The organism is Curvibacter soli, from assembly GCF_029211125.1.
Lineage (GTDB): Bacteria > Pseudomonadota > Gammaproteobacteria > Burkholderiales > Burkholderiaceae_C > Curvibacter_A > Curvibacter_A soli.
In genome coordinates, this window is the sequence record NZ_JARGEN010000026.1 from 1 (window position 1) to 12,888 (window position 12,888).

Below are 12,888 nucleotides of genomic sequence, written 5' to 3' on the forward strand. Positions count from 1 at the left end.
TTATCCCATCAACATGCACAAAATAACAGAGCGGCTGATATAATTTTATACTGGTTTGCGTAAGTCCTAAATTGAATATTTCCCGACGCAACCTGCTCAAGGGTAGTGTTGCTGCTGGCCTTCTATCTAGCGCAGGGTCCATTGGACTGACTGCTTGTGGCGGGGACGACGAGGACACCTGGCGCCCCAAGCGGACGGTGATCGTGATTTTGGAAAACAAGTCGTTCAGCGAGTTGATCGACAGCAAGGACAGCGCCGGCAATATCCTCATGCCCTACCTCAACCAGTTGGCCGCCGCCAGCGCGCTGCTGACGAAGTCTTATGCTGCGCCAACGCCCTACGGCATCATCCCCAGTGGTGGCGCGCCCATGGCAGCGGATCCGGCCAACCTGACCACCACGACCTGGACCAAGGGTGCGCCCTTCACGCATGGTCTGGCCGCCCGGGGCAGTCAGACCAATTACTTCTACCAGTTTGCCGGACATAACCAAGGTTTTCTGCCTGACTGGTTCCTGCAGCCCGGCTCGGGCCGCAACCTGACTGCGTCGCCTCCAAACAACGTGGCGTTCCAGGACCAGTACGGCAACCTGCTGGTGGACGCCAATGGGCTGCCCAAGCCGGTCTTCAGCGGTGAAATCGGCCTCTCGAACGAGTTGGTGACATCATTTCCCAACGTGTCACTGCCATTCACCACGCCCAACCTGGGCGCGGCAGTGATCGGCGCAGGTTTCACGTTCGCGACTTTCTCCGAATCGTTGCCCTATCCGTCCTACAACGGCAAGGACGCCAAGGCCGTCAGCAACGGTGCCACCGACGGCTACGCCCGCCGCCACAACCCGGCCATCAACTGGATCAACTTCGCGGCCTACGGCAAGACCGTGCCGGCGGACAAACTGCGCTTTACCCTGCCGCTCGGCGCCAATCTGGCGATGACCAACACCACGGACCCGGACGGCACCAAGTACCCGGGCTTTGGCGTCGACAAGGACGGCAAGGCCGTGGCCTTCGATCAGTTGCCCACTGTCTCGCTGGTGGTGCCGGATAACCAAAGCAACATCCACACCGGCACCAAGGCGGCGTGCGATGCGTGGCTGGCCAAGTACATCAAACCGTTCGCTGACTGGGCGGCCCAAAACGACAGCCTGCTGATCGTGACCACCGATGAGGATGGTTTTACCGATGCCAGCAATGGCGTGTCCAATGTCGGCATGGATGGCCTGATCGCCAAAGCGTATGGTGGCGGGGGCAGCTACATGTACGGCGTCGATCCCATCACGACCTTGTTCTTCGGCCCGTCTTCCCGTATCAAGCCGGGCCGCATCGACACCAAGGTGGACCACCTGAACGTTCTCGCCACGGTGCTCAACATGTACGGTGTGCTCGAAACCTTCAAGACCGACTTCAAGTCGACTTGGAGCGCTGCCACGCACCCCATCAACAGCAAGTGGGTAGGCGGCAATGACCCGGTGCGCCAAAAGGAGCTTGCTGCCCAACTTGCCAATCTAACGCCTATCTCAACCGTGATGGTCTGATAGACCACGGCCTTATGCGGACCTTCAGGATGCTGGAATCGGTGGCCTCGTGCACTGCGATGCCACCGGCGTCCGCATTCAGCACGTCACTTACCCGATTTTCAATCCACCAAGGCCGTGCAGCCGGACAGCCGGGCGCATCGGAGACAATGCGCTTTCATGAAACGCTTCTGGTTGTTGTTCTCGCAGGCCGTGACCGTCCTCGTCGCGGCCTATTTCGTCGTTGCCACGCTCAAGCCGGAATGGCTCAACCGTAGCTCGCTACGCACGGGCGGCGCCGTGGCGCTGTTCGAGGCCCCTGCCTCCGGCCCCCCCCAGCCCGCGCCGGGCAGCCTGAGCGCGGCAGCGAAGAAGGCGTCGCCCGCCGTCGTCAGCATCAACACCAGCAAGGCCGTGCGCCACCCGCGCAGCGATGACCCGTGGTTCCGCTTCTTCTTCGGCGACCAGGGCAGCCAGTTCCAGACCGGGCTGGGCAGCGGCGTGATCGTGAGCCCCAGCGGCTACATCCTGACCAACAACCATGTCGTGGAAGGCGCCGACGAGATCGAGGTGGCGCTCAACGATGGTCGCCACGCCAGCGCGAAGGTGATCGGCACCGACCCCGACACCGACCTCGCCATCGTAAAAATCGCCCTCGACCGCCTGCCCGTCATCGTGCTGGGCGACTCCGACGCACTGCAGGTGGGCGATCAGGTGCTGGCCATCGGCAACCCCTTCGGCGTGGGGCAGACGGTGACCAGCGGCATCGTCTCGGCGCTCGGGCGCAATCAGCTCGGCATCAACACGTTTGAAAATTTCATCCAGACCGACGCCGCCATCAACCCCGGCAACTCGGGTGGCGCGCTAGTGGACGTGAACGGCAACCTGCTGGGCATCAACACCGCGATCTACTCGCGCTCGGGCGGCAGCATGGGCATCGGCTTCGCCATTCCGGTGTCCACGGCGCGGCAGGTGCTCGAAGGCATCGTGCAGGACGGCCAGGTCACGCGCGGCTGGATTGGGGTGGAGCCCAACGACCTCTCGCCCGAGCTGGCCGAAACCTTCGGCGTGGACGCAACCGAGGGCGTGATCATCACCGGCGTGCTGCAGAACGGCCCGGCGGCCCAGGCAGGCATCCGGCCCGGCGACGTGATCGTGCAGGTCGCTGGCAGAACCGTCGGCAAGACGGCGGAACTGCTGACCGCGGTGGCCGCGCTGAAGCCGGGTGTGCCCGCACCGTTCGGTGTGCTGCGCCACAATGACAAGCTGAGCATCGACGTGACGCCCGGCACCAGGCCCAAGGCCGATGTGTCGCGGCGCTAGTGCGGTGTTCACCGCTTGGCGGCACCAATAAAAGCGATGCGTTTTGGCGCAGGGCAAGGCGCAAACCACAGCGATAGCCGCAGCTATCGCGAGGATTTGCAACGCCGCCATGCGGCAAAAGGCGCGGTTTTATGTGCTGTTTAGCGTTGAACACTGCACTAGCATGCGCACCCCATCCCCGGTTCGTACAATGGCCACTCTGTGCACTTCCTATCGCCGCCGCCTGGCAATTCTCGCCATGCTGTCCATGCTGCAAGTTTTGGCGCCCTTCCTGCACACGCATTTCGGCGGCTCGCACCTGCATGGTTGGCACATCCACGTGCAACGCTCCACCATGGACCATGCCGCTAAAGTGGCCTGGAGCGCCGCGCCGCAGCCAGCGCTGGCCCATGCGTACGATGCCGCGGAGGTAGATGTGGAGCAGGGCCCGCAGCCAGTCGAGCGGCCTGCGCATCCGATCGACCAGCAGGCGGCACTGTGGTTCGTTGCAATCGCCGCAGTTTCGCTCCTGCTGCTCGGCGCCAGCTTCGCCTTACAGACAAGATCTGCGCTGCAGCCCGTCTGGCGCCTCCCACCGCCGCGCTGGCACCGCCCCAATGCACCACCACCCGCGCTGGCGCCGCCTGCCCGCGCCAGAGACGCCCGCTGGCCGGCAGTTTCCACGTGGAGACATGCCCGTGCCTTGAGTTGCTGCGGCCTGCCGGCGTGATAGTCTTCGCGCACCGGTGTCTGCAGCGTATGAACCCCACTCCTCCAGAAAAATCATGACGAATCCCACCGATCCTCCACTGAACCGCTATTCCATGCCCATGCGGCTGCTGCACTGGCTGGTGCTGGCCGCGGTGGTCATGGCCGTCGCTGCCATCCAGGTGCGCGAGCTGTTTCCACGCGACAGCAGCGAGCGCTCGCTCGCCTTCATCGCCCATGAAAGCGCGGGCCTGCTGGTGCTGCTGCTGATGACGGTGCGCATCTTCGTGCGGCTGGCCTCCACCGTGCCGCCGCCAGTACCCGGCAACCCGCTGATCGCGCGCGCTGCCCAGGCCATGCATCTGGCGCTGTACCTCCTGATGCTGGCCATGCCGGTGCTGGGCCTGCTGACGGTGGCGACGGCGGGGTACCCGCTGAACTTCTTCGGTATCCCGCTGGACCTGGGGCTGGCCGCCAACAAGGGCCTGTCCGGCACGCTCAAGGATATCCACGAGAACGGCGCCACGCTGGTCTACGTGCTGGTGGGCGGACACGCGGCGGCGGCGCTGTGGCACCAGTTCTGGGTGCGCGACCGGCTCATCGCGCGCATGCTCTGATGCGCTTGGCCAGCCGGGGTCAGTTCGCGGCCTCGGCCTTTTTTTCCTCGGCCCCGTCATCCGGAGCCTTGGTGTGCCTGATGAAAATCTGCGCGGCCCAGATGCCGACTTCGTACAGTACGCACATGGGCAGCGCCAGCGCGAGCTGCGACACCACATCGGGCGGCGTGACCACGGCCGCGACCACGAAGGCCACTACGATGAAATAGCCGCGGAAAGACTTGAACTTGTCGATGCTGACCAGCCCCATGCGCGCCAGCACGACCACGGCAATGGGCACTTCGAAGGCGATGCCGAAGGCCAGGAACATGGTAAGCACGAAGCTGAGATATGCCTCGATGTCGGGCGCCGCAGTGATGCTCTTGGGCGCGAAGCCCTGGATGAAGGCGAACACTTTGCCGAACACGAAGAAATAGCAGAACGCCACGCCCATGAAGAACAGCAGCGTGCTGGAGACGACCAGCGGCAGCACGAGCTTCTTCTCGTGCGAATACAGGCCCGGCGCGACGAAGGCCCAGACCTGGTAGAGCACCACGGGCAGCGCGACCAGGAAGGCCGCCATGAGCAGGATCTTCAGCGGCACCATGAAAGGCGAGATGACCGAGGTGGCGATCAGCGTGGCGCCCTTGGGCAGGTGCGCAACCAGGGGCGCGGCCAGCAGGTCGTACAGCGTGCCCGGGCCGGGGAAGAAAAAAAGCACACTGGCCACCACGCCCACGGCCAGCAGCGCGCGGATGAGCCGGTCGCGCAACTCGACCAGATGCTCCACGAACGGCTGTTCGGTGCCTGCGAGTTCGTCTTCTTTATCGGGAGTGTCGGACATGGTGGTGGGGTGGGGAGGGACGTTGCCCGCGCGCGGCGGGCGCCGACGGCGCCGGTTGCGCAGCCGCGCTCAATGGAATTTCTGGGGCCGGTAGCGCGCCACGCGGGCGGCGCCCGAAAGCGCCTTGGTGCGCACGCCGTTGCGCGCCTTGTACCACTGCGGCACGGTGCCGCGCTTGAGGCGCCAGTTCTTGCCGGGGTTCTTGTAGATGGGTGCGGGTGGGTCGGCTCCGATGGCAGGCACGGCGGCGTCCACGCCTTCCCCGGGCGACGACCATTGCCGGTCGAAATCGCTGGCCTGGGTCTGGATGGAATGCTCCACGTCGCGCGCGGCGCCTTCCACCGTGTCCTTCATCTTGCGCAGTTCGTCGAGCTCCATGGAGCGGTTGACCTCGGCCTTCACGTCGTTCACGTAGCGCTGGGCCTTGCCCAGCAGCGTGCCCACGGTGCGGGCCACGCGCGGCAGCTTCTCGGGGCCGATGACGATCAACGCCACGGCGCCGATCAGCGCCATCTTGGAAATGCCGAGGTCGAGCACGGTTGTCTTCTGACCGCGGGTCAGGACTTGGTCTTGGCTTCGACGTCGATGGTGGCCTTGTCGGTGGCCGCGTTGGCGACCTGGCCGGCAGGCTTCTCCTCGGTGCTGGAGCCTTCCTTCATGCCGTCCTTGAAACCCTTGACGGCGCCGCCGAGGTCGGAGCCGATGTTCTTGAGCTTCTTGGTGCCGAACACCATGACGACGATGAGCAGCACGATCAGCCAGTGCCAGATGGACAGGGAACCCATGGATCTCTCCTAGTGAATGGTCGGATTTTAGTCGCCGAGGGTACGCCAGGCGCGTGCAGCGCCGGTGAATATCCCTCAGCCACGCATCGTTTCTGCGGGTATCAGCCCTTGAGCCAGGGGCGCGGACCACCGATCACGTGCAAGTGCAGGTGGTGCACCTCCTGGCCGCCGTCGCCGCCGGTGTTTACCAGAATGCGGAAACCGCCCTCGGGGTACGGCCTGCAGCCCTGCTCCGCGGCAAGCAGGGGCGCCAGTACCATCATCCTGCCAAGCAGCGGCGCATGCCCGGGTCCGGCCTGTGCCATCGAGGGAATGTGGGTCTTGGGGACGAGCAGGAAGTGCACCGGCGCCCAGGGGTGGATGTCGTGGAAGGCGAAAACCTCGTCGTCTTCATACACCTTGCGCGAGGGAATCGCGCCGGAGATGATCTTGCAGAAAATGCAGTCGGGGTCGTGGTTCATGTTTGCTTGGGGCTTATTGCACGGGCAGCGGTTTGCGGTCGTTCCAGTACAGCAGGCCCTTGACGAGCCGGTAGATCATCCAGATGAAGAGCACGAAGAAAACGACGAAACCGATGCCCACCCAGATGGTGATGACGCCCACCACGCCCCAGACGATGCTCCACCAGAAGGTGCGGATCTGCCAGGTGAAATGGCTCTCGTACAGCGTGCCCGCCGCGTCCTCGCGCTTGACGTAGTTGATGACGATGGCCACGATGGCCGTCAGGCCCGTGACCCACGCGAACGCGTAGAGGATGTAGATCACCAGCGTGAGCTGGCGCAGGCTTGCGAGCTGCTCGTCGGTCTTGCCATTGCCGCTGTCCGCGATCTCCACCACCAGTGCCTCGTTGCTCATGGCATGTCCTTCCCCATTTCGGCGACGCTGCGTTCGCGCACCTTGCGCAGCGCCTTTTCTTCAATGCCGCTGGTGCCTTCGCGGCGCTCCAGTTCGTCGAGCACGTTCTGCGGCGACAGGCCATAGTAGGCCAGCGCCACCATGCTGTGGAACCATAGATCGGCCACCTCGTAGACGATCTTCTGCGGATCGCCGTCCTTGGCGGCCATGACGGTTTCGGTGGCCTCCTCGCCGATCTTCTTCAGAAAAGCGTCGGGCCCCTCGGCAAGCAGGCGCGACACGTAGCTTTTCTCCGGATCGCCACCATTGGCAGGCTTGCGGCTTTCTATCACGGCAGCCAGGCGCGCGAGGGAATCATCACTGGAGCTCATGTCTGCATTATTTACTGTAGATGGTCTGCGGGTCCTTGAGCACGGGCTCGGCGGCCTTCCAGGCGCCATTCTCGTAGCGCTGGAAAAAACAGCTATGCCGCCCCGTGTGGCAGGCGATGCCGGGCTCGTGCCCCAGTTGCGTGACCTGCAGCAGCACCACGTCGTTGTCGCAGTCGAGGCGGATCTCGTGCACCGTCTGCACGTGGCCCGACTCCTCGCCCTTGAACCACAGCCTGCCGCGCGAGCGGCTGAAGTACACCGCGCGGCCCAGTTCTGCCGTCCTGGCCAGCGCCTCGCGGTTCATCCAGGCGAACATCAGCACATCGTTCGTGCCGCGCTCCTGCGCGATCACGGGCACCAGGCCGTGCGCATCCCATTTCACTTCGTCAAGCCAGTCCATGGCGAGATTGTCGGCGATTTGCACCATGCGGCAGTTGCGTCCCTCCGGCGCCCGGGCTGCACGCGCATCAGAGCCGCACCGGGATGCCGCGCTCGGCCATGCGCCGCTTGGCCTGGCCCACGGTGTATTCGCCGTAGTGGAAGATGCTGGCGGCCAGCACCGCGTCGGCGCCGCCCTGCTGGATGCCGTCGGCCAGGTGGTCGAGGTTGCCCACGCCGCCGGAGGCGATCACGGGCACGTCCACCGCATCGCTGACGGCGCGCGTCAAGGCCAGGTCGAAACCGGCCTTGGTGCCGTCGCGGTCCATGCTGGTGAGCAGGATTTCGCCCGCGCCGCGCCGCGCCATCTCGCGCGCCCACTGCACGGCGTCCAGGCCCGTGTTCTTGCGCCCGCCATGGCTGTAGACGTCCCAGCCCTCGCCGCGGTCGAGCATGTCGTCGCCGTAACGGCGCTTGGCGTCGATGGCCACCACGATGCACTGCGCGCCGTACTTGGCCGAGGCGTCGCTGATGACCTGCGGGTTGGCGATGGCCGCGGAGTTGAAGCTGGTCTTGTCCGCACCCGCGTTGAGCAGCCGGCGCACGTCGTCCACCGTGCGCACGCCGCCGCCCACGGTGAGCGGGATGAACACCTGCGCCGCCACGGCCTCGATGATGTGCAGGATCAGGTCGCGCCCGTCGCTGGTGGCGGTGATGTCGAGGAAGGTGAGTTCGTCGGCGCCCTGCTCGTTGTAGCGCGCGGCGATCTCCACCGGGTCGCCGGCGTCGCGCAGTTCGACGAAGTTGACGCCCTTGACGACCCGGCCGCCGGTCACGTCGAGGCAGGGGATGATGCGCTTAGCCAGCATGTAAACCCCCACGGTCGCCCACTGCGTGTAGCTGCCTGCCCCCATGCGCAGGCTTGCCCTGCGCTTCGCTGGTGCAAGGGGTCGCGTTCAGCCTTGGGGCGGCCCGGCGGCAAAGCATCAGCCCGCTGCCCCGTTGAGTTCATCGGCGCGCGTCTGCGCGGCGGCGAAGTCGAGGTCGCCGCTGTAGATGGCCCGCCCGCAGATCACGCCTTCCACGCCTTCGCTCTCCACGGCGCAGAGCTGCTCGATGTCGGCCATGCTCGACAGACCGCCCGAGGCGATCACGGGGATGGTGAGCGCCTGCGCCAGCTTGACCGTGGCGTCGACGTTGATGCCGCTGAGCATGCCGTCGCGCCCGATGTCGGTGTAGACGATGGATTCGACGCCCCAGTCCTGGAACTTGCGCGCCAGGTCCACCACCTCGTGGCCCGTGAGCTTGCTCCAGCCGTCGGTGGCCACCTTGCCGTCCTTGGCGTCTAGGCCCACGATGATGTGGCCGCCGAAGGCGCTGCAGGCGTCTTTCAGAAAGCCCGGGTTCTTGACCGCCGCGGTGCCGATGATGACGTAGCGCAGGCCGCCGTCGATGTACTTCTCGATCGTGTCGAGGTCGCGGATGCCGCCGCCCAACTGCACCGGGATGTCGTCGCCGACGGCCTTGAGGATGGACTTGATGGCCGCGTAGTTCTGCGGCTTGCCGGCGAAGGCGCCGTTCAGGTCCACCAGGTGCAGCCGGCGCGCGCCCTGCTCCACCCAGCGCAGCGCCATGGCCGCAGGGTCTTCGCCAAAAGTGGTGGACTGGTCCATATCGCCTTGCTTGAGGCGCACGCAGTGACCGTCTTTCAGGTCGATGGCAGGAATGAGGAGCATGGTTCCGTGAAGAAGCGGAAGGACGCTGGAAAAGGAAGAAAGGGGGTCAGGGAGCCCAGTGCAGGAAGTTGCGGTACAGCATCAGGCCCTGCTGCGCGCTTTTCTCCGGGTGGAACTGGGTGGCAAAAATATTATCGTGGGCTATTGCCGCGGTAAAGCGCCCGCCGTAGTCCGCCTCGCCCACGCTGTGGCGCGCATCCGACGGACGGGCGTAGAAACTGTGCACGAAATAGAACCAGCTATCGTCGGGCACGCCCTCCCACAGCGCATGCGGCTGGGTCTGGGCGACGCGGTTCCAGCCCATCTGCGGCACCTTGTAGCGGCTGCCGTCAGGCTGCAGCCGGCCGGCCAGGCTGAACTTGGCCACCTCGCCGTGGACCAGGCCCAGGCCATCGGTCGGCCCTTCGTGGCTGCGGTCGAGCAGCATCTGCATGCCCACGCAGACGCCGAACAGGGGCTTGGTGGCCGCCGCCTCCAGCACGGATTCGAGCAGGCCGGATTCGCGCAGCTCGCGCATGCAGTCGGGCATGGCGCCCTGGCCCGGCAGCACCACGCGGGTGGCGGCGCGCACCTCATCGGGCCGCTGGGTGACGACAACGCGCACGCCCGTGTCCTGCGCCGCGGCCTGCACGGCCTGCGACACGGAACGCAGGTTGCCCATGCCGTAGTCGACGACAGCGACCGTGTTTGCTATCGTTTCCATAGCTGCTAGCGCTTTGTTTATCTGCGGTGGAGGCCGATTTGGCTCATTAAAAAATCAGAGCGATCCCTTGGTCGAGGGGATGATGCCCACGGCCCGCGGATCGTGCTCCAGCGCGGCGCGCAGCGCGCGCGCGAAGGCCTTGAAGATGGTTTCGCACTGGTGGTGCGCGTTGGCGCCCTTGAGGTTGTCGATGTGCAGCGTGACGCCCGCGTGGTTGGCGAAGCCCTGGAAGAACTCGAACACGAGCTGGGTGTCGAGGCCGCCGATCATGCCGCTCGTGAAAGCCACGTCCATGTGCAGGCCCGGGCGGCCCGAGAAATCGACCACCACGCGCGACAGCGCCTCGTCGAGCGGCACGTAGGCGTGGCCGTAGCGGCGGATGCCGCGCTTGTCGCCCACGGCGCGGGCCATGGCCTGGCCGAGCGTGATGCCCACGTCCTCCACCGAATGGTGGCCGTCGATGTGCAGGTCGCCCTCGCAGCGCACGTCCAGGTCGATCAGGCCGTGGCGGGCGATCTGGTCGAGCATGTGGTCGAAGAAGCCGATACCCGTGGCCAGCGCGGCGCGGCCCGTGCCGTCGAGGTTCAGGCGCACGGCGATGCGCGTCTCGGCGGTGTTGCGGGCCACCTCGGCCACGCGGTCGGCAGCGGCGGGCTCGGCGGATGGAGCGGGGGCGGTGGTGGTCATAGCGAGGCTGCCAGGGCCGCGAGCATCTGCGCGTTCTCGTCCGGCGTGCCGACGGTCAGGCGCAGGCAATTGGCCAGCAATGGGTGCATTGTAGAAACGTTCTTGACCAGCACGCCGCGCGCCCGCATGCCGGCAAAGGCTTTCGCGGCGTCGGGCACGCGCACCAGCACCATGTTTGCCTCGCTCGGCCAGACCTTGACCCGCGGCCACGCGCCGAGGGCCGCCAGCACGATGGCGCGCTGGCGGCAGATGTCGGCGGCCTGCGCCACAAACACCTCCTGGTAGCCGAGCGCGAATAGCGCGCACTCGCAATTCAGCACGCTGACGTTGTACGGCGGGCGCAGCTTGTCCAGCTCGTTGACGAGCGTCTGCGGCCCCATGAGGTAGCCGATGCGCACGCCCGCGAGGCCGAACTTGCTCAGCGTGCGCATCAGCAGCACATGGCCGTGGCGCGCCGGGTCGCGGCGGATGGCGTCGATCCAACTGCGGCTGGCGAAGGGCTGGTATGCCTCGTCGAGCACCGCCAGGCCGCCCTGCCGGCCCACGGCGTCGATGATGCGCGCCATCGCCCCTTCGTCCCACAGGTTGGCCGTGGGGTTGTTGGGATAGGCCAGGTAGGTGATGGCGGGCCGGTGCGCCGCGATGGCGGCCAGCATGGCGGCCTCGTCGAGTTCGAAGTCGGGGGTCAGATCCACGCCGACGAACTTCAGGCCCTGCAACTGAGCGCTCACTGCGTACATCACGAAACCGGGCACGGGCGCGAGCACCGCCGCGCCGGGCACGTTGCAGGCCATCGCCAGCAGCGAGATCAGTTCGTCCGAGCCGTTGCCGAGCATCAGCCCCCAGCCGGCGGGCAAGTCGGCATGGGCGGCCAGCGCGCGCTTCAGATCGTTGACGCACTCGCCCGGGTAGCGGTTGAGCGCCAGCGCTCCCAGGCGCTCGCCCAGCGCGGCCCGCAGTTCGGGCGGCAGGCCATGGGGGTTCTCCATCGCGTCGAGCTTGACCATGCCCGCCGCGTCCTGCACGGCGTAGGCATGCATGGCGCGCACGTCGGGGCGGATGCGGGACAGGGCGGCAGCGGTGCTCATCATGGCTTCAGTCTCATTTCCGCAGCCCTTGCATGCGCCTGCAACCCCTCGCCATGGGCCAGCGTGGCGGCAATCGGCCCGAGCACCTGCGCGCCCGCCTCGCTCACCTCGATGAGGCTGCTGCGCTTCTGGAAATCGTAGACGCCCAGCGGGCTGGAGAAGCGCGCCGTGCCGCTGGTGGGGAGCACGTGGTTCGGCCCGGCGCAGTAGTCGCCCAGGCTCTCGCTGGTGTAAGCGCCGAGAAAGATGGCGCCGGCGTGCCTGAGCAGCGGCTCCCATCGGTGGGGTTCGCGGCTGGAGATTTCCAGGTGCTCGGGCGCGATGCGGTTGCTGATGGCGCAGGCTTCTTCCATGCTGCGCGTGTGGATCAATGCGCCGCGCCCGGTCAGGCTTTTGGCGATGATCTCGGCACGCGGCATGGCGGGCAGCAGGCGGTCGATCTCGCGCTGCACGGCGTCGATGTAGGCCGCGTCGGGGCAGAGCAGGATGCTTTGCGCCAGCTCGTCATGCTCGGCCTGGCTGAACAGGTCCATCGCCACCCACTCGGGCGGGGTGCTGGCGTCGGCCAGCACGAGGATTTCGCTGGGGCCGGCGATCATGTCGATGCCCACGGTGCCGAACACGCGCTTCTTGGCGCTGGCCACGTAGGCATTGCCGGGGCCTGTGATCTTGTCCACCTTGGGCACCGTGGCGGTGCCATAGGCCAGCGCGGCGATGGCCTGCGCGCCGCCGATGGCAAAGGCACGGGTGACGCCTGCCACATGGGCGGCGGCCAGCACCAGCGGGTTCTTCTCGCCCTTCGGGGTGGGCACCACCATGACGATCTCGCCCACGCCGGCCACGTTGGCGGGAATGGCGTTCATCAGCACCGACGACGGATACGCCGCCTTGCCGCCGGGCACGTAGATGCCCACGCGGTCCAGCGGCGTGACCTTCTGGCCCAGAAGCGTGCCGTCCTCGTCGCGGTAGCTCCAGCTTTCGCCGCAGGCCTGCTTCTGCGCCTCGTGGTAGGCGCGCACGCGGCGGGCGGCGGCCTGCAGCGCGTCGCGCTGCGCGGCGGGCAGGCCGTCGAAGGCCGCCTTCAGTTCGGCCTGCGTGAGCTCGAGCTCGGCCAGCGCAGCGGCCTGCAGGCCGTCGAAGCGCTGGGTGTATTCCAGCACCGCCGCGTCACCGCGCCGCCGCACGTCGGCCAGGATGTCGGCCACGCGCTGCTCGATGGCCGCGTCGGTATCGGCTGACCAGTGCAGGCGTGCCGCGAAATCCGACTCAAAAGTGGCATCAGCGCAGGAAATACGGGCGGGGATAGCTATCAATGTCATAGCAT

General features: G+C 66.2%; 17 protein-coding genes. 4 read left to right on the forward strand and 13 right to left on the reverse strand.

The annotated features are described in order from the left end of the window. Nucleotides 1-203: 203 nt before the first annotated feature. The 4 genes from PY257_RS05885 to PY257_RS05900 all read left to right on the forward strand — a co-directional run bounded on the left by PY257_RS05885 (nt 204) and on the right by PY257_RS05900 (nt 4,138). Nucleotides 204-1,532 carry an alkaline phosphatase family protein gene (locus PY257_RS05885; RefSeq protein WP_275739863.1) on the forward strand — a complete coding sequence of 443 codons (1,329 nt, stop codon included), beginning with the start codon at nt 204-206 and terminating at the stop codon, nt 1,530-1,532. A gap of 159 nt (nt 1,533-1,691) precedes the next feature. Beyond that, nucleotides 1,692-2,834, forward strand: coding sequence for a S1C family serine protease (locus PY257_RS05890; protein ID WP_275739865.1), 1,143 nt, complete (start codon nt 1,692-1,694; stop codon nt 2,832-2,834). Nucleotides 2,835-3,072: 238 nt separating this feature from the next. After that, nucleotides 3,073-3,543, forward strand: coding sequence for a hypothetical protein (locus tag PY257_RS05895; protein ID WP_275739867.1), 471 nt, complete (start codon nt 3,073-3,075; stop codon nt 3,541-3,543). 55 nt (nt 3,544-3,598) lie between these two features. After that, complete coding sequence (locus PY257_RS05900) at nt 3,599-4,138, forward strand: cytochrome b (protein WP_275739869.1); 540 nt, start codon at nt 3,599-3,601, stop codon at nt 4,136-4,138. Nucleotides 4,139-4,157: 19 nt separating this feature from the next. On the opposite strand, the gene tatC is transcribed toward PY257_RS05900, so the two are convergent. The 13 genes from tatC to hisD form a co-directional block, all read right to left on the reverse strand. Further along, the gene (gene tatC, locus PY257_RS05905; protein ID WP_275739871.1) at nt 4,158-4,961 is read right to left on the reverse strand and encodes a twin-arginine translocase subunit TatC; all 804 of its coding nucleotides are present in this window, start codon (nt 4,959-4,961) and stop codon (nt 4,158-4,160) included. Nucleotides 4,962-5,030: 69 nt separating this feature from the next. After that, the gene (gene tatB / locus PY257_RS05910) at nt 5,031-5,498 is read right to left on the reverse strand and encodes a Sec-independent protein translocase protein TatB (protein ID WP_275739873.1); all 468 of its coding nucleotides are present in this window, start codon (nt 5,496-5,498) and stop codon (nt 5,031-5,033) included. Between the two features lie 20 nt (nt 5,499-5,518). Further along, nucleotides 5,519-5,746 (reverse strand): Sec-independent protein translocase subunit TatA, encoded by a 228-nt coding sequence (tatA, locus tag PY257_RS05915; protein ID WP_275739875.1) that lies wholly within the window; start codon nt 5,744-5,746, stop codon nt 5,519-5,521. 101 nt (nt 5,747-5,847) lie between these two features. Beyond that, the gene (locus tag PY257_RS05920) at nt 5,848-6,207 is read right to left on the reverse strand and encodes a histidine triad nucleotide-binding protein (protein ID WP_275739877.1); all 360 of its coding nucleotides are present in this window, start codon (nt 6,205-6,207) and stop codon (nt 5,848-5,850) included. 13 nt (nt 6,208-6,220) lie between these two features. Then, a complete protein-coding gene (locus PY257_RS05925; RefSeq protein WP_275739879.1) occupies nt 6,221-6,601 on the reverse strand; it encodes a DUF4870 family protein in 381 nt (126 codons plus the stop codon). Continuing rightward, entirely contained in the window at nt 6,598-6,972 is a 375-nt protein-coding gene (locus PY257_RS05930; RefSeq protein ID WP_275739881.1) for a phosphoribosyl-ATP diphosphatase, read from the reverse strand. Before PY257_RS05930 ends, PY257_RS05925 begins: the two co-directional genes overlap by 4 nt. 7 nt (nt 6,973-6,979) lie before the next feature. Further along, complete coding sequence (gene hisI / locus PY257_RS05935; protein ID WP_275740207.1) at nt 6,980-7,372, reverse strand: phosphoribosyl-AMP cyclohydrolase; 393 nt, start codon at nt 7,370-7,372, stop codon at nt 6,980-6,982. Between the two features lie 67 nt (nt 7,373-7,439). Then, the gene (gene hisF / locus PY257_RS05940; protein WP_275739883.1) at nt 7,440-8,219 is read right to left on the reverse strand and encodes an imidazole glycerol phosphate synthase subunit HisF; all 780 of its coding nucleotides are present in this window, start codon (nt 8,217-8,219) and stop codon (nt 7,440-7,442) included. 117 nt (nt 8,220-8,336) lie between these two features. Next, nucleotides 8,337-9,086, reverse strand: a complete 750-nt coding sequence (hisA, locus tag PY257_RS05945) for a 1-(5-phosphoribosyl)-5-[(5-phosphoribosylamino)methylideneamino]imidazole-4-carboxamide isomerase (RefSeq protein ID WP_275739885.1) — start codon at nt 9,084-9,086, stop codon at nt 8,337-8,339. A gap of 46 nt (nt 9,087-9,132) precedes the next feature. Beyond that, nucleotides 9,133-9,789, reverse strand: coding sequence for an imidazole glycerol phosphate synthase subunit HisH (hisH, locus tag PY257_RS05950; RefSeq protein WP_275739887.1), 657 nt, complete (start codon nt 9,787-9,789; stop codon nt 9,133-9,135). 54 nt (nt 9,790-9,843) lie between these two features. Continuing rightward, nucleotides 9,844-10,476, reverse strand: coding sequence for an imidazoleglycerol-phosphate dehydratase HisB (gene hisB, locus PY257_RS05955; protein WP_275739889.1), 633 nt, complete (start codon nt 10,474-10,476; stop codon nt 9,844-9,846). After that, nucleotides 10,473-11,567 (reverse strand): histidinol-phosphate transaminase, encoded by a 1,095-nt coding sequence (gene hisC / locus PY257_RS05960; RefSeq protein ID WP_275739891.1) that lies wholly within the window; start codon nt 11,565-11,567, stop codon nt 10,473-10,475. Before hisC ends, hisB begins: the two co-directional genes overlap by 4 nt. Next, nucleotides 11,564-12,883 carry a histidinol dehydrogenase gene (gene hisD, locus PY257_RS05965; RefSeq protein WP_275739893.1) on the reverse strand — a complete coding sequence of 440 codons (1,320 nt, stop codon included), beginning with the start codon at nt 12,881-12,883 and terminating at the stop codon, nt 11,564-11,566. Before hisD ends, hisC begins: the two co-directional genes overlap by 4 nt. Nucleotides 12,884-12,888 lie beyond the last annotated feature (5 nt).